Genomic DNA, 15,415 nt, shown 5'->3' on the forward strand with positions numbered 1-15,415 from the left:
GCCAGAGAACCCGCGCACGCCATGCTGACCTACATCCTGCGCCGCCTGATGCTGATGGTGCCGACGCTGTTCGGCATCACGATCGTGGTCTTTGCCGTGATGGCGGCCGCGCCCGGTGGCATCAGCGCGCTGACCCTGATCGAGGGGCAGGGCCTGGAGCCGCAGGCGCAAAAGGCGATGGAGGAGTACTACAACCGCCTCTATGGCCTGGACCAGCCACCGCCGGTGCAGTACGGGCGCTGGTTGAACAACATCTCGCCGGTCGGCTTTGCCCAGGATGAGGACGGCTCGCTGACCGGCTGGCCCAAGCTGAAGGCCCCCAATCTCGGGACCAGCTTTCGCTTTGGCCGGCCGGTGTCCGACCTGATTGCCGAACGTCTGCCGATCACCCTGCTGTTGAATGTGCTGTCGATACCACTGATCTACATCGTGGCGGTGGCTGTCGGGGTGCGGGCGGCCACCCAGCAGGGACAGGCCTTCGATTCCCAGTCCGGGGTGGTGCTGCTGGCCCTGTGGTCGGTGCCCACGATGCTGGCGGGCGTTCTGCTGATCGGTTTCTTCGCCTCCGATCAGTTCTGGCAATGGTTCCCGACCGGGGGGTTGAGCCAGCGTGCGGCGCTGGACATGACCTTCCTGCCAACGGTGGAGGTGGCCTGGGCCATACCGCTGCTGCTGGTGCTGCCGTTTCTGGGGGCGGCGCTCGGCATTTATCTGGCGCGCTACCTGCCGGCGCTGATCCGGGGCGGGCTCGGTGCGGCTGTCGGGGCCTTCTGCGGTTGGCTGATGTTCAGTGACCTGGCGCCTGCGGGCTGGATCAGCACGACGGTTGCCATGGCGATCGGTGTGGTGCTGGGCTGGCTGATGGCGCACAGTGACTGGGGCGTGCTGCGTGGCTTCTACCTGGGCACGGTGGGCCTGGCCGCGGGGTTCGCGATAGCGCTGGGCCTGGCGCCGGGCAGCATGGTCCCGGGTTTCCTGCTCGATCGCGCCTGGCACCTGGTGCTGCCGGTGCTGTGCCTGTCCTATGGGGGGCTCGCCTTCCTGGCCAAACTCTCGCGTTCGTCGGTGCTGGAAAACCTGAACTCGGACTACGCCCGCACCGCGCGTGCCAAGGGCGTGCCCGAGCACGAGGTGCTGTGGCGGCATGTGTTCCGCAACAGTCTGTTACCGCTGATCACCGTCTCGGCCACCCTGCTGCCGTCGCTGCTGGCCGGCTCGGTGATCGTGGAGGCAATCTTCTCGATCGACGGGATGGGCAAGCTCGCGGTGGAGGCGGTGCAGACCCGCGACCGTGAACTGGTGCTGTCGATCACCCTGATCTCCGGCGTGCTGACCCTGGTTGGCTATCTACTGGCGGACCTGGCCTATGCCATTGTCGACCCGCGGGTGAGCTATGACTGAGTCGGTGCAGCAGGTCGAGGGCCGTCGCAGCCGCTCCTGGGCACGCCGCGTGGTCGGAGAGGTACTGCTGCGCTGGGGGGCGCGGCTGGGGATCGGCTGGATCGCGCTGCTGACGCTGGTCGCGATCCTGGCGCCCGTGCTGGCCAGCTCGCACCCGCTGCTGGTACAGACGGCGGACGGCTGGTCCATGCCCTTTCTGCGCTACCTGACCGCGGCGGATGTCACGCTGTTCGGGATGCTGGTACTGGCGGGCGTGTTCTGGCTGTTGCCCGGCCGGCCCTGGCGGCGCTTTGTGCTCTGGGGGGTGCTGAGTGCGATTCTGGGGGCGGTGGCCTGGCAGACGGTCTCGTCCCCCTCGCTGGTGATCTACGAGCAGTACCGCGAGGCCGAGGCGCAGGGCGAATACCAGACCGTGATCCGAGCGCCGATCCCGTATTCGCCGCGCGACTACCTGCGGGATTACGCGGACACCGGGCTCGAGGCCCCGCGCGAGGCCCCCGATCGCGTGCACTGGTTCGGTACTGACGACAATGGCGCGGATGCCCTTTCGCGCATGATCCATGCCTCGCGCATCGCCCTGTCCATCGGCTTCATCGCCACCGGGATCGCACTGGGGATCGGGGTGATCCTGGGCGGGTTGATGGGCTATTTCTCGGGAATCGTGGACATCATCGGCATGCGCCTGGTGGAGATCTTCGAGGCCATCCCGACGCTGTTCCTGCTGCTGACCTTTGTCGCCTTCTTCGGGCGATCGCTGTACCTGATGATGCTGATCATCGGCCTGACGTCGTGGTCCGGCTATGCGCGCTATGTGCGCGCGGAGTTCCTGCGCCTGCGCCAGCAGGACTTCGTGCAGGGGGCGATCGCCTCCGGGCTGTCGCTGCCCTCGATCCTGTTCCGCCATATGCTGCCGAACGGGATCGCGCCGATCCTGGTGGCGGCCAGCTTTGGCGTGGCCTCCGCGATCCTCGCCGAGGCCACGCTGTCGTTCCTGGGCCTGGGGCTGGTGGACGAGCCCTCCTGGGGGCAGATGCTGAACCAGGCGGTGCAGAGCTCGACCTTCAATTGGTGGATGGCGGCCTTCCCGGGGGGCGCGATCTTCCTGACCGTGTTTGCCTACAACCTGATTGGCGAGGCCCTGCGCGATGCGGTGGATCCGCACTCGCGCTCGGCTGCCAAGGCGGCCAGCCATGCCGCGCCAGCCCGCCCGGCCGCCTCGGGCGCCACCAGCGGGGGGGTGCGCTAGGCCATGCTCGAGGTACGCAACCTCCGCATTCGGCATCGCGACAGCGAGGCACCGCTGGTCGAGGACATCAGCTTCTCGATCCGCGCGGGCGAGATGTTCGCGCTGGTGGGCGAGTCGGGGTCCGGCAAGTCGATCACCGCGCTGGCGATCATGCGGCTGCTGGATGGGGGCTTCGAGCCTTCCACGGGGGAGGTCTGGCTGGCCGGCCACGGCACTCGTCAGGAACTGCTGGGCCTGCCGGACCGCGTGATGCAGCAGGTCCGTGGGGACCGGGTAGGCATGATCTTCCAGGAGCCGATGACTTCGCTGAATCCGGTGCTGACCGTGGGCGACCAGATCGACGAGGTCCTGCGCCTGCACCGTCCGCAGATGACCCCGGCCGAGCGCGAGGCGCGGGTGCTTGAAGTGCTGCGCGAGGTCCAGCTTCCGAACCCGGAACAGCGGCGTCACGACTATCCGCACAAGCTCTCCGGGGGTCAACGTCAGCGCGTGATGATCGCGATGGCGCTGGTGGCGGAGCCGGATCTGCTGATTGCCGACGAGCCGACCACCGCGCTGGACGTGACCATCCAGGCCGAGATCCTGAAGCTGATCGATCAGCTTCGCGAAAAGAACGGGATGGCCGTGCTGCTGATCACCCACGACTTCGGCGTGGTGGCCTCGGTGGCGGATCGCGTGGCGGTCATGCACAAGGGCCGGCTGGTGGAACAGGGCGAGTGCCACCCGCTGCTGCGCGATCCACAGGATGCTTACACACGCAAGCTGATCGGGGCCCTGCCGGAGAACCTGCCGGCCTTGCCCTCCGTGCCGGGGGCCGGGCGCGAGACGCTGCTGGACGTGCACGATTTGCAGGTGCACTTCCCCGTGCTCAAGGGCCTGATGCGCCGCCAGGTGGATGTCGTGCGTGCAGTGGACGGCGTGTCGTTTCAGCTCGAAAACGGCGAGGTGCTGGCCGTCGTGGGGGAGTCCGGCTGCGGCAAGACCACACTGGGCCGCGCCATCCTGCGCCTGATCGAACCCACCGGCGGCGAGATCCGCTATCGCGACCAGCCGCTGACCGGGATGCCGCGCAAGCCTTTGCGGCGGCTGCGCCGTCATTTGCAGGTGGTATTCCAGGACCCGGCCTCGTCGCTGAACCCACGCCTGAATGTGATGACCCTGCTGACCGAACCGATGGCCGTCCACGGGATCGGCGAGGATCAGGAAGATCGCATCGAACGTGCCCGGGCGACCCTGGACCAGGTCGCGCTGCCGCCGGATACGCTGTGGCGCTATCCGCACGAGTTCTCGGGCGGTCAGCGTCAGCGTATCGGCATCGCCCGGGCCCTGGTGCTGGACCCGGACGTGATCATTTGCGACGAGGTGACCAGCGCGCTGGATGTCTCGGTGCAGGCGGAGGTCCTGCAGATCCTCGGACGGCTGCGGGTCGAGCGCCGCCTGGCGCTGATCTTTATCACCCACGACATGGGGGTGGTCGAGTATTTCTCCGATCGCATGCTGGTGATGCACGATGGCCGCATGGAGGAGATCGGCAACACCGCCGAGGTGCTGGCCAATCCGCGTGCCGATTACACCCGGCACCTGCTGGAGGCCGTCCCCCGGGTCTCGCGCTACGTGCAGTAACCTGCGCCGCGTCGGAGGGTGTTTAACTCGCCTCGTGGGTGCCGAAGGCGCGGGCGCGCAGGGTGTTGTCCAGCAGCATTGCCACGGTCATCGGTCCGACCCCGCCGGGCACCGGCGTAATCCAGGCGGCCTTCTCGGCGGCCGCGTCGAACTCCACATCACCGCACAGGGTGCCGTCCTCGCGACGGTTGATGCCGATGTCGATCACCGTGGCGCCGGGCTTGACCCAGTCACCCTTGACCAGGCCCGGCTTGCCGGCCGCCGCGATCAGGATGTCGGACTGGCGCGCGATGCCGGCGGTATCCGGTGTGAAGCGGTGGCAGATGGTCGGGGTGGCCCCGGCCAGCAGGAGTTCCAGGGCCATCGGGCGGCCCACAATATTGGAGGCGCCGATCACGCAGGCGGTGCGGCCCTTGAACGGTTCGTCCAGGTGGCGCAGTAGCTGGATCACGCCCCAGGGGGTGCAGGGGCGCAGGCGCGGGATCCGGGCGACGAGCCGGCCGACGTTGTAGGGGTGGAACCCGTCGACGTCCTTGGCGGGCGATATGCGCTCGATCACCGTCTCCGGATCGATATGGCTGGGCAGGGGGAGCTGCACCAGGATGCCGTCGATGGTGCGGTCGGCATTGAGCTGGTCGATCAGGGCCAGCAGGTCCGTCTGCGGCGTGCCCGAGGGCAGATCATAGGAATGCGAGACCACCCCCACCTGCTCGCAGGCCTTGCGCTTGTTGCGCACATAGACCTGGGAGGCGGGATCGGAGCCGACCAGCACCACGGCCAGGCCCGGCGGACGCAGGTCGCGGGCGGTCATGGATTCGATCTCGGTGGCGATGCGGGCGCGATGGGTCTGGGCAATCGCGCGGCCGTCGATGAGCTGGGCGGTCATGGGAGGCTCTGTCTCGGAAACTGGCCGCGATCATCCCACGCGCGCGGGAGCGCCTCAAGCCGGGCGGGTTGTGTACCGCGTCGGAGCGGCCTCAGCCGACCGCCGTGAGGTTCGATCGGTCATTGCCCGCTTCGCAGCGATTGCGGCCGCCGGCCTTGGCACGGTAGAGGGCATCGTCCGCCCGCTGGATCAGGAAATCCGCGTTGTCGCGGGAGTCGGGCGCAGTATCGAGACTGGCGGTCCCCACCGAAACCGTTACGTACAGTTCGTCCGGGGCGCAGGGCGGTACATGTTCATGGCCCTTGAGTACGACCGGAGTCCGGGCGATCTCGTTGCGCAGCTTCTCGGCCAGTTGCAGCGCAGCATCCAGGTGGGTGTGTGGGGCGATGACGACGAATTCCTCGCCGCCGAAGCGTGCTGCCAGGTCTACGCGGCGAAGGTTTTGCTGCAGGCGCAGGGCGATCGATTGGAGGATGTAGTCGCCCGCCAAGTGCCCCAGGCGGTCGTTGATGGCCTTGAAATGGTCGATGTCCAGCATTATCACCGATAGTGGCTGGCCGTAGCGCCGCGCGCGCGCGACTTCGTCGTCCAGGCGCCGGTCCATTTGGCGGCGGTTGCACAGGCCGGTCAGGGGGTCGGTAATCGACTCGTGCTCGAGTCGGGTGATGCGGCGGATACTCTCGACCGAGCTGTAGGACAGACGCACCACGCTGCAGACGAAACAGCCCCCGAGGAGGAAGATGATCGGCACCAGCAGGTCGGGGATGGCCTGGTACATCCCCCAGTTCAGCGGGATGTACCCGAGATAGCCGAGGGTGAAGACGGGGATCAGCAGGAACATCAGCAGCCAGCCCGTACGGACGCGGCTCTCTGGCAGTTCGTGCAGCAGGCGGGCGAGGTTCCACTGGGCATATATCAGCCCTGCTGCACCCAGCACGATGGCCCCGTTGGCGATCCAGTTGAGCATGTCCCTGTCCCCTGCACGCAATCCCGGCTTGCGTGCGTCAACGTACCACGGAAACGTGTATGAAAGAACAACGTTTCTAACCCCTTGTACCTTGACCGCGGGCGGTGGCAGCGCTACCATCCTGCGCTCGCTGTGTAGGCCCTTTAGCGGGGACGGCTCGACGGGGTATAGCGCAGTCTGGTAGCGCGCCTGCTTTGGGAGCAGGATGTCGGGGGTTCGAATCCCTCTACCCCGACCACCCCTCCCGGCCAATGGTTTGCAGGCAGGCTCGAGATCAGGCGTGGCACCTCGACGTTCGGCGGTAACGCGCTCGTAGCTCAACCGGATAGAGCATCGGCCTTCTAAGCCGACGGTTGCAGGTTCGAGTCCTGCCGGGCGCGCCAGAGCCGCCCTGTGGCAGTTGCCTGGACAGTGACACGGTGGTGACCGTAGCTCAGTTGGTAGAGTCCCGGATTGTGACTCCGGTTGTCGTGGGTTCGAGTCCCATCGGTCACCCCATCCCCTTTTTCTTGGGGGCCGTTAGCTCAATTGGTAGAGCAGTGGACTCTTAATCCATTGGTTGTAGGTTCGATTCCTACACGGCCCACCATCTCCAAGTCTGACCTTCCGCGTTTGGTCCGTATTTTGTGTTCCCTCGGGCGGTCTCGTCTGTTTGGGTCCGGCTGTGCCTGTCGGTGCTGACCCGCACTCGATTGTCGGGTGTATCGGGCGGTATTCGGTCAACCTTTTTCGGCTGATTTCGTAGCGATCTACCGACAGCGTGATGGCGCCCTCAGTCGTTCGTCTGACAGCGTGATTTCCCCCCCAATTAGCCTGCCATTCAGGTGCTAGCCTCCCCACACGTTTGCGGTGCAAGGCGAGCCGAAAGGTTCGGCAAGTACACCGCGCCCGGTTGCTGACACATTGGAGGCCTGAATCATGGCGGTACTGGATCGTAGTCTGGAGAACTTGCTGCGACTGCCGCGCGGCAAGAAGCAGGGATTGATGGTGCTGGCGGACATCGTGATGCTGCCGCTGGCGCTGTGGCTGGCCTTTGTGATTCGCACGGGACAGCCGCTGCCGCCCATGATGGTCGAGGCCTGGTGGCTGTTTGCCCTGGTCCCGGCGGTTGGTGCGCTGGTGTTTGCGCGCCTCGGCCTGTATCGAACGGTCGTGCGTTTCATGGGGGCCCGGGCGGTACGTGCGGTGATCGTCGGGGTCTCCGCGCTGGCGCTGATGATCTGGGCCTCCGCCGAGCTGACGCAGACGCCTGGATTCTTCGGGGCGGTCGCGGTGAACTTCGCCCTGCTGGCCTTTGCCCTGGTGGCGGCGGGCCGATTTGCGGTGCGCAGCTGGTACCAGGCCGTGTCCGATGCGCGTACCGGCAGTGAGCGCGTGGTCATCTTTGGCGCCGGCGAGGCAGGAGTTCAGCTGGCCTCCGGGCTGCAGTCCAGCGGGCGTTTCCGGGTGATGGCCTTCATCGACGAGGACCCGGCGGTCCAGGGCCGCTCGATCGATGACATCCCGGTCTGTGGCCGCGAGTCCCTGGGTACTCTGGTGGAGCAGTGTGGCGTGGGCCGGGTGTTGCTGGCGGTGCCGTCGGCGAGCCGTGCCGACCGCCGGCGCATCCTCGAATGGCTGGAGCCCTATCCGCTGCATGTGCAGTCGGTGCCCTCGCTGGAGGCAGTCGTCTCGGGCCGGGCCCCGCTGGATCAGCTGGAGGACCTGGATGTCGCCGACCTGCTGGGCCGCGATCCGGTGCCGCCCAACGAGGCCCTGCTGGCGCGGAGCATTCGCGGACGCGTGGTGATGGTCACCGGGGCCGGGGGTTCTATTGGTTCGGAGCTCTGCCGCCGCATCCTCAGTCTCGAGCCGGCCGCCCTGGTACTGTTCGAGCGTAACGAGTTCGCGCTCTACCGGATCGAACAGGAGATCACGCAGCGCCGGTCGTCCATGCAGTCGGGTGTCGAGGTGCACGCGGTGCTGGGCTCGGTCGCCAACCAGGCGCGAGTCGAAGAGGTCCTGCACCAGTATGGCGTGCAGACGCTCTACCACGCGGCGGCCTACAAGCATGTGCCGCTGGTCGAGGGCAATCTGCTGGAAGGCCTGCGCAACAACAGCCTGGGTACCGCCGTGGTGGCCGATGCGGCGATCGCGGCCGGCGTCGAGCGCTTTATCCTGGTGAGCACGGACAAGGCTGTGCGGCCCACGAATGTGATGGGCGCGAGCAAGCGCCTGGCCGAGATGGTGCTGCAGGACCGCGCACGCCGTCAGAACACAACGGTGTTCAGCATGGTGCGCTTTGGCAACGTCCTGGGTTCTTCCGGATCCGTTGTGCCCCTGTTCCATCGCCAGATTCGCGAAGGCGGGCCGGTCACGGTGACTCACCCGGAGATTACCCGCTACTTCATGTCGATCCCGGAGGCCGCCGAGCTGGTGATTCAGGCCGGGGCGATGGCGCAGGGGGGCGAGGTCTATGTGCTCGACATGGGCGAACCCGTGCGCATCATCGACCTGGCCCGGCGCATGATCCGTCTGCATGGCCATCAGGTCCGGGAGGACGAGGCCGAAGGGGAAGGCATCGCCATCACCTGTACCGGCCTGCGTCCCGGCGAGAAGCTCTACGAGGAACTGCTGATCGGGGATAACGTGGAAGAGACCCCGCACAGCAAGATTATGCGTGCACGCGAAACCTGTGCGGAGCCGGCGGTTCTCGCCCGCGCCCTGCGCACGCTGGAGAAGGCCGACCGCGAGCGCAATGCCCAGGCCGCGTTCGAGGTGCTTCGCGAGATCGTCGATGGCTACGAGCCGGGCCGCGACGAAGAGGCCACGCATAGTACCCCCGCACCGGTCGGTCGGCCCCGTCCGGCTCCTGCCCCGACCGTGCGTCCGGCGGCAGTCGCCTATGCACGGGTGGCCGATTCGGTTCCACGCTAGGGCAAGCGAAGCCCTCTGGAGGAGGGGAGGATGATCCGGGTTTCCCTGGGCGAAACCCGGATCAGTCGCGTCCGGCGCGCAGGGCGATGGCCAGCAGGAGCAGGGGCAGGTAGCCGATCACGACACCGGCGGCACCCGGTAGCTGGTTGGCAACGACCAGGACCGCAATGGGGAGTAACCAAAGCAGGTTGATCGCGGCGACACCCAGGGCCACCGGGATATGGGACCCGAACCGGTGGGCGGCATGCTGGTAGGCATGGCTGCGATGGGCCTCGTAGACCCGCATTCCCCGAAACAGGCGTACGGCCAGTGTCGTGGTGGCGTCGACAATGAACACGCCCAGCAGGATCAGCCAGGCGGCCAGGAAGTTCGTGTCCAGCCCCGCTGCTTGCATCGACAGCAGACCCAGCAGCAATCCGAGTGTGCCACTCCCGACATCCCCCATGAAGATCCGCGCCCGCGGAAAGTTCCAGACGAGGAATCCCGTACTTGCCGCGGCCAGCAGCGCCGGCAGCCACCATGCGTGCGCATCCCCCCACCCAAAGAGCAGGCCGGCCATGGCCAGACAGGCCGTGATCGCCTGAATGCCGGCCAGACCGTCGATGCCGTCCATGAAGTTGTAGAGGTTCAGCAGCCAGACAACGTAGAAAAGCGCGAGTACATGGCCGATCCAGCCGGCATCGATCTGGACGCCGACAATCGCCACCGTTGGCAGCCCGCCTAGCCAGGCCAGGCCCCAGGAGGCCGCAAGAAAATGCACCAGCAGTCGCCAGCGTGCGGCCAGGTGACCGTGGTCGTCCAGCCAGCCGACCCAGGCGACGGCGCCCGCAGCCCCGATCAGGGCGGCGGCGGTCGGCAGGTCGACCCAGCCGATCCCGGCGGAGAGCAGGATTCCGAGCAGAAAGACCAGTACCAGTGCCAGGCCGGCACCGCGTGGTGTGGGGGTCTGGTGAGAGCTGCGTGCGCCGGGGATGTCGACCAGCTGCTGCGCCAGGGCGTAGCGGCGAATCCAGCCCGTGATTACCACCACCAGCGCGAAGGCGGTCAGCAATCCGATGGTCTCGATCACGTAAGGCATCCCCCATGGGTCCCGGCTGGCGGCCCCGGGCAGGCAATCGGATTGATGCCGCCCCGGGCCGGATGCCGCGCATTGTGGGGGAAGGGGAGATGGGACTCCAGCGCTTGGCTGGTAACCGTCGAGCTGGTAACCGCCGACCTAGTAACCAGCGACCGGGTCGACCGGGGTCACCGGGGGCTCGCCTTGCGCCATCGCGCGGGCATTGCGGATGAAGATCTCCAGCGCACGTTCCATATAGTGCGGCGAGGTGCCCGAGACATGGGGTGTGACGAGGACGTTCTCCCGGTTCCACAGCGGTGACTGGGCGGGAAGAGGCTGCTGCTCGAAGACATCCACCGCCGCACCGCGCAGGTGTCCGGCATCCAGCGCCCGGGTCAGCGCCTGCTGATCCACAACGCCGCCGCGCGAGATGTCCACCAGCACGGCCCCCGGCTGGAGCCGCTGGAACTGGGCTTCGCCGATCCGGTGCCGGGTGTCCCGGGTAAGCGGCAGGCATACGATCAGGTCGTCCACCTCCGGCAGGCGGTCCTCCACGCTATCCAGGGCAATGACCTCGTCGGCGCAGTCATGGGGGCGCGGGTTGCGCTGGACACCGATCACGCGCATGTCGAACGCCCGGGCCCGGCGCGCCACCTGGGTACCGATATGCCCCATGCCAAGCACCATGGCGGTGCGCCCGGTCAGCTCCCCGAGCCAGCAGCGCTCCCAGCGCTTCTCGCGGCTTTGTGCGTTGAAGCGGTCGAAGTGCTTGGCGAAATAGAGCATGGCCCCGATCGCATACTCGCTCATCGGGGCGCCGTGGACGCCACTGCTCTTGGTCATCAGCAGGCCATCCTTGGGGAATGGCATGTCCCAGATCTTCTCGACCCCGGCGGACAGAAAGTGCACCCAGCCATAGCGCGACAGGCGGTCCAGGGCGTCGGGCAGCCAGGGCAGGGTGGGGGCGATCACGGCATCGACCTCAAGCCCCTCGGGTATGGCCTCGGGCTGGCCGGCGAAGGTCAGCGTGGTGCCGGGCAACGCCTGCTGCAGGCGGGCCTCGATCGTGTCCTGCTGCTTCTCCAGAACCTCCGGTTTCTGCAGGAACAGGGTGTGGCTCAGGCGCATGCACGGCTCCGATTGTGCATGCGGGCCGCCAGCCGGAAGATGCGGGTGCGGACCTCGTCGCGGTTCTTCAGCAGTGCTTCCGCGGGGGCTGCGCGAAACTGCTGTTCCGCGGCCTGTAGCCGCTCCAGCTCGCCGCGCAGGCGCGCCGTCCCGGTGGCCGGGTCTTCCTGGCTGACCACCTCGCGGAAAGCGCGCGAAAGGATGACCCATTCGGACCCAAGGCGCACGTGTTCGCCCAGGATGGACTCGGCCGGGACCTCGCCCTTGCCCACCGCGCCGACACCCCCGAACCCGAACGCGATGCCCGCCTCGCGGCACAGGGCGGCCGGCACCTCCAGCATGCCGCCGGCCAGCGGTTCGAACAGGAAATCGAGCCCGGACGCCAGGCTGAGATCGTTCAGGCCGATATGAATCTGGTCCTGTGGCCCGAGCAGGGGCAGGTAGGACGGCAGTCGGATCAGGGCCTGCGGGGTCTCGACCAGCAGGGTCACCGGCACCTGTCCGCCGACGGCGTCGAGAAAATGCTGCACCTCGTCGATGCGGGTGAACATCGGCAGCATCAGCCGGTCGGCGCCGGCCTCGATCGCCTGACGGACCTCGGAGGGCGTTTGTGGTGCCGGCGGATTGATGCGGACCATCAGCTCTGCGCTCGTGAGCACGCTGGAGATGCGCCGGACATCGTCGAGCGTGTGGCGCGCCTTGTGGGTATCCAGATGGCCCTGGCGTTCGGCCTTCCCGCGGGTCTCCATGTCGACAAAGATCCGTGCGATCCCCGCTGCCTCGGCCTGCCGGGCCACATCGGCGGAGGCCGTAATGAACATGTGTTTCAGGGTGGAAGTCATTCCATGTTCCCTTGCTGTCGGTTACGCAACGAATCGCGATAGGTACGCCAGTTGATCCCGGCCTCGCCGTAGATCCCCTGGCCGGTCAGGACGACGTAGACCGTCTTGATGATGAGCCCCAGGTCGTACAGCAGGTTGTGCTGCGCGGCGTATTCGGTGTCGGCCTCGAGCTGCTGGATCCAGCCCAGCGTGCGGCGACCGCGGACCTGGGCCAGTCCGGTCAGGCCGGGACGCACCGAAAACCGGGAGGCGTAGGAGGGGGGCACGACCTCTACCTGTTCCGGCAGGATCGGGCGGGGACCGACCACGCTCATGTCGCCGCGCAGGATGTTCCACAGCTGCGGCAGTTCGTCGAGACTGGTCGCCCGCAGCCAGCGCCCTACGCGGGTAATGCGCGGGTCGACCCCGGTGCTGACCACCTGTTCCTGGTGCTGGTCGATCGCGTCCGGATCGCGATCCACCATGGTGCGGAACTTCAGTACCCGAAACGGCTGTCCGTTGAAGCCGATGCGTCGCTGACGAAAGAGGGTCGGCCCGGAGCTGTCGAGGCGAATCGCAATGGCGATCAGCAGCAGCAACGGGGCCAGCACGAGCAGCACCGCCATGCTGGACAGGATGTCGAACAGGCGTTTGAGGGTGGCGTTCATGCGAGCTCCATCGTTCGAAGAATGACGCGGTTGACCTGCCCCACCTCGTACTTTGCCTCCACCCGATCGCGCGAGGCCCGGGCCATGCGGGGCAGCAGCTCAGGGTGGTCGAGGAGCCTCTGCATGGCATCCGCCAGGGGCGCGGAGGTCCGGGGCGGGACGAGGAGGCCGTTCTCGCCGTCGACGACGGTCTCGCGGCAGCCCGGGGCATCGGTGGTGATGATCGGGCGGCCCACGCTCATCGCCTCCAGCACCGAACGCGGGGTGCCTTCGCGGTAGGAGGGCAGGACGAACGCGGAGGCTTTCTGGAGCCAGGGTCGAACATCGGCCACGCCGCCGACGAACTCGACGATGCCTTCGCGCTTCCAGGACTCGACCTGCTCCGCCGAGATCGTGTGCGGAAGGTCCGGGTTATGGGGGCCGACCACCACGAAGCGGGCATTGGGGTGTTGCGTGTGAACCTGGCGCGCGGCCTCCACGAACTCGAGGATGCCCTTCTCGGTGAGCAGCCGGCCGACAAACAGGAACAGCGGGTCGCCTTCGGGAAGGGGATGCTGGGCGAAGCGGTCCACGTCCACCCCGGAGCCGTTAATGCGGACGACCCGCTCGGTATCCGGCAGCACACCTCGATCGAGGAAATCCTGGAGGTCATCCGGGTTCTGGAAGAACACGCGATCGCAGCGGGCCAGGGCCTGGCGATACAGGCCGGAACTGATCGTGCGCAGGATGCGCGTGCGCCAGGACTCGGTGGTAAAGGCATGCCCGAGACCGGTAATCATCGCGTAGACCCGCGGGACCCCGGCCCAGCGGGCGGCCAGAGAACCGTACACCACGGGCTTCACGGTATAGCTGAACACGGCCTCCGGCCGCAGGCGGCGCATCAGTTGGGTCAGGGCGAAGGTCGTGCGCAGGTCTTCAATCGGGTTCACACCGGTACGGCCCAGGTCGAACGGGTAGATCGGGATGCCCAGCTCCTCGACTTCGGGCAGGTAGTCCTTGCGCGGGACGGCAGCGGCCACCGTTTGGCCGCGGCGGCGGATCTCGCGGATCAGGTCCCCGCGGTTGGCGATCAGCGACCGGGCATTGGCCGCCACGATCAGGAGATCGATACCGCTGTGTTCCCGCGACTCGCTTTCCCGTGCGGCCCGTTCTGTATGGGGGTGGTCCCCACGCAGGGTGGTGGCCATCCTGCGGTGCTCGGTGTTCTGCATGTCTTTTGCTCCTGTTCCCGAGGGGTGCCGGGTGGTCTCCGCCTATGCTGGAGAGGCCTCTCGGAAGTCCTTGTGCATAGGTGCAAAAGGTAAACAGGACAATGATTTATCGCCATGCTTCGGGGTGCTCAAAGTGTGCGAGACACCCCGAAAAGGCAGACCGGCTCAGGGGGGATGGCCGGTTTATAGACGCAGGTCACTCGCCTCGGGCGGGAGTACGGATTTCACGTCGAAGACCACCGCGCGCTCGCGTCCGAACCTCTGCAGGCCCTGGGCCCCAAGTTCGACGAACTCGTGGTGCGGGACCGCAAGGATGATGGCATCGTACGCGCCCTGCTTCGGCGACTCGGTCAGCAGGTCCAGTCCATACTCGTGACGGGCCTCGGCGGTATCCACCCAGGGGTCCCAGACATCGACCTCGGCGTTGTAGCCGTGCAGGTCATGGATGATGTCGACCACGCGCGTATTGCGCAGATCCGGGCAGTTCTCCTTGAACGCGAGCCCCATCACCAGGACGCGCGAGCCTACGACCGGGAACCCCTTGCGGATCATGGCCTTGATCGTGCGATCCGCGATGTAGCCGCCCATGCCGTCATTGGTACGGCGTCCGGCAAGGATCATCTCCGGGTGGTAGTTGGCGGCCTGTGCCTTGTGCGTCAGGTAGTACGGGTCGACGCCAATGCAGTGCCCGCCCACCAGACCGGGCCGAAACGGCAGGAAGTTCCACTTGGTCCCGGCCGCGGCCAGCACGGCCTCGGTATCGAGATCGAGTCGCTCGAACAGCATTGCGAGTTCGTTGATCAGCGCGATATTCACGTCGCGCTGGGTGTTCTCGATCACCTTGGCCGCCTCGGCCACGCGAATGCTGGGGGCCGGATGGGTGCCGGCACGGATGATGCGGGCGTACAGCGCGTTGACGAAGGTCGCGACCTCGGGGGTCGAGCCGGACGTGACCTTGACGATATCGGGGATGCGATGCTCCTTGTCGCCGGGGTTGACCCGCTCCGGGCTGTAGCCGAGGAAGAAATCCCGGTTCAGCTCCAGGCCGGATTCGCGGGCCAGCACCGGGGCGCAGTCTTCCTCGGTCGCGCCGGGGTAGACGGTGGACTCGTAGATCACCACGTCCCCTGGCTTCAGGGCACGACCCACCGTGCGGCTGGCCGCCAGTAGCGGGCCCAGGTCCGGGCGCCGGTGGGCATCGATCGGTGTGGGGACCGTCACGATGAACACGTTGCAGTCCTGCAGTCGCTCCAGATCGGCGGTCAGTTCCAGATGCTCGGCGGCGGCGAGTTCCTCACGGGAAACCTCGCGTGTGCGGTCGTGTCCCCCGCGCAGTTCCTCGACGCGGCCCGTATCGATATCGAAGCCCAGTGTGGGCAGGACCCGTCCGAACTCGGCTGCCAGAGGCAGGCCGACATAACCCAGACCAATTATGGCCAGACGCGGGGCGTCCGGTGCCGCAAATTCCGCCATCTTCCAATCTCCTGTGTG

The 15,415-nt window shown here is 66.8% G+C and carries 12 protein-coding genes and 4 tRNA genes; 8 read left to right on the plus strand and 8 right to left on the minus strand.

Features of this window, described 5'->3' with window-relative positions:
* Positions 1-21: 21 nt before the first annotated feature.
* From F468_RS0103945 to F468_RS0103955, 3 genes are read left to right on the plus strand one after another with little or no spacing between them, the layout of a single operon-like run.
* Positions 22-1,401, plus strand: a complete 1,380-nt coding sequence (locus tag F468_RS0103945; protein ID WP_018138757.1) for an ABC transporter permease — start codon at positions 22-24, stop codon at positions 1,399-1,401.
* Positions 1,394-2,647, plus strand: coding sequence for an ABC transporter permease (locus F468_RS0103950; RefSeq protein WP_018649049.1), 1,254 nt, complete (start codon positions 1,394-1,396; stop codon positions 2,645-2,647). The genes F468_RS0103945 and F468_RS0103950 overlap by 8 nt, the downstream gene beginning before the upstream one ends.
* A 3-nt stretch (positions 2,648-2,650) precedes the next feature.
* On the plus strand, positions 2,651-4,270 hold the full coding sequence (locus F468_RS0103955) for an ABC transporter ATP-binding protein (protein WP_018649048.1): 1,620 nt from the start codon (positions 2,651-2,653) through the stop codon (positions 4,268-4,270).
* A 22-nt stretch (positions 4,271-4,292) separates the two neighbouring features.
* Here the strand turns inward: F468_RS0103955 and folD are convergent, their stop codons facing one another.
* Both folD and F468_RS0103965 read right to left on the minus strand, forming a co-directional pair.
* On the minus strand, positions 4,293-5,156 hold the full coding sequence (gene folD / locus F468_RS0103960) for a bifunctional methylenetetrahydrofolate dehydrogenase/methenyltetrahydrofolate cyclohydrolase FolD (RefSeq protein ID WP_017925872.1): 864 nt from the start codon (positions 5,154-5,156) through the stop codon (positions 4,293-4,295).
* 91 nt (positions 5,157-5,247) lie between these two features.
* Positions 5,248-6,123, minus strand: coding sequence for a GGDEF domain-containing protein (locus tag F468_RS0103965; RefSeq protein WP_018174677.1), 876 nt, complete (start codon positions 6,121-6,123; stop codon positions 5,248-5,250).
* 161 nt (positions 6,124-6,284) lie between these two features.
* On the opposite strand from F468_RS0103965, the gene F468_RS0103970 reads away from it, so the two are divergent.
* The 5 genes from F468_RS0103970 to F468_RS0103990 all read left to right on the plus strand — a co-directional run bounded on the left by F468_RS0103970 (position 6,285) and on the right by F468_RS0103990 (position 9,039).
* Positions 6,285-6,361 (plus strand) — tRNA-Pro (locus F468_RS0103970).
* A gap of 68 nt (positions 6,362-6,429) precedes the next feature.
* Positions 6,430-6,506, plus strand: a tRNA-Arg gene (locus tag F468_RS0103975).
* Between the two features lie 39 nt (positions 6,507-6,545).
* A tRNA-His gene (locus F468_RS0103980) sits at positions 6,546-6,621 on the plus strand.
* Between the two features lie 15 nt (positions 6,622-6,636).
* Positions 6,637-6,712 (plus strand) — tRNA-Lys (locus tag F468_RS0103985).
* Between the two features lie 329 nt (positions 6,713-7,041).
* Complete coding sequence (locus tag F468_RS0103990) at positions 7,042-9,039, plus strand: nucleoside-diphosphate sugar epimerase/dehydratase (RefSeq protein ID WP_018994650.1); 1,998 nt, start codon at positions 7,042-7,044, stop codon at positions 9,037-9,039.
* 61 nt (positions 9,040-9,100) lie between these two features.
* Here F468_RS0103990 and F468_RS0103995 read toward each other — a convergent pair whose 3' ends face one another.
* The 6 genes from F468_RS0103995 to F468_RS0104020 all read right to left on the minus strand — a co-directional run bounded on the left by F468_RS0103995 (position 9,101) and on the right by F468_RS0104020 (position 15,397).
* Positions 9,101-10,117 (minus strand): glycosyltransferase family 4 protein, encoded by a 1,017-nt coding sequence (locus tag F468_RS0103995; RefSeq protein ID WP_018994651.1) that lies wholly within the window; start codon positions 10,115-10,117, stop codon positions 9,101-9,103.
* 138 nt (positions 10,118-10,255) lie between these two features.
* The gene (locus F468_RS0104000; protein WP_018138751.1) at positions 10,256-11,224 is read right to left on the minus strand and encodes a D-2-hydroxyacid dehydrogenase; all 969 of its coding nucleotides are present in this window, start codon (positions 11,222-11,224) and stop codon (positions 10,256-10,258) included.
* On the minus strand, positions 11,215-12,066 hold the full coding sequence (locus F468_RS0104005) for an aldolase/citrate lyase family protein (protein ID WP_018993714.1): 852 nt from the start codon (positions 12,064-12,066) through the stop codon (positions 11,215-11,217). The genes F468_RS0104000 and F468_RS0104005 overlap by 10 nt, the downstream gene beginning before the upstream one ends.
* Positions 12,063-12,713, minus strand: coding sequence for a sugar transferase (locus F468_RS0104010; protein WP_018138749.1), 651 nt, complete (start codon positions 12,711-12,713; stop codon positions 12,063-12,065). The genes F468_RS0104005 and F468_RS0104010 overlap by 4 nt, the downstream gene beginning before the upstream one ends.
* A complete protein-coding gene (locus F468_RS0104015; protein WP_018174682.1) occupies positions 12,710-13,924 on the minus strand; it encodes a glycosyltransferase family 4 protein in 1,215 nt (404 codons plus the stop codon). Before F468_RS0104015 ends, F468_RS0104010 begins: the two co-directional genes overlap by 4 nt.
* Before the next feature lie 183 nt (positions 13,925-14,107).
* Positions 14,108-15,397: a nucleotide sugar dehydrogenase gene (locus F468_RS0104020; RefSeq protein WP_018138747.1), complete on the minus strand. Its 1,290-nt coding sequence runs from the start codon at positions 15,395-15,397 to the stop codon at positions 14,108-14,110.
* Positions 15,398-15,415: the final 18 nt, after the last annotated feature.

This window comes from Thioalkalivibrio sp. ALJ2, from assembly GCF_000378325.1.
In the GTDB taxonomy this organism is placed as follows: domain Bacteria; phylum Pseudomonadota; class Gammaproteobacteria; order Ectothiorhodospirales; family Ectothiorhodospiraceae; genus Thioalkalivibrio.

Coding starts and splice junctions, on each gene's coding strand:
- F468_RS0103945 (WP_018138757.1), top strand. CDS start 22: ATGCTGACCTACATCCTGCGCCGCCTGATGCTGATGGTGCCGACGCTG.
- F468_RS0103950 (WP_018649049.1), top strand. CDS start 1,394: ATGACTGAGTCGGTGCAGCAGGTCGAGGGCCGTCGCAGCCGCTCCTGG.
- F468_RS0103955 (WP_018649048.1), top strand. CDS start 2,651: ATGCTCGAGGTACGCAACCTCCGCATTCGGCATCGCGACAGCGAGGCA.
- folD (WP_017925872.1), bottom strand. CDS start 5,156: ATGACCGCCCAGCTCATCGACGGCCGCGCGATTGCCCAGACCCATCGC.
- F468_RS0103965 (WP_018174677.1), bottom strand. CDS start 6,123: ATGCTCAACTGGATCGCCAACGGGGCCATCGTGCTGGGTGCAGCAGGG.
- F468_RS0103990 (WP_018994650.1), top strand. CDS start 7,042: ATGGCGGTACTGGATCGTAGTCTGGAGAACTTGCTGCGACTGCCGCGC.
- F468_RS0103995 (WP_018994651.1), bottom strand. CDS start 10,117: ATGCCTTACGTGATCGAGACCATCGGATTGCTGACCGCCTTCGCGCTG.
- F468_RS0104000 (WP_018138751.1), bottom strand. CDS start 11,224: ATGCGCCTGAGCCACACCCTGTTCCTGCAGAAACCGGAGGTTCTGGAG.
- F468_RS0104005 (WP_018993714.1), bottom strand. CDS start 12,066: ATGACTTCCACCCTGAAACACATGTTCATTACGGCCTCCGCCGATGTG.
- F468_RS0104010 (WP_018138749.1), bottom strand. CDS start 12,713: ATGAACGCCACCCTCAAACGCCTGTTCGACATCCTGTCCAGCATGGCG.
- F468_RS0104015 (WP_018174682.1), bottom strand. CDS start 13,924: ATGCAGAACACCGAGCACCGCAGGATGGCCACCACCCTGCGTGGGGAC.
- F468_RS0104020 (WP_018138747.1), bottom strand. CDS start 15,397: ATGGCGGAATTTGCGGCACCGGACGCCCCGCGTCTGGCCATAATTGGT.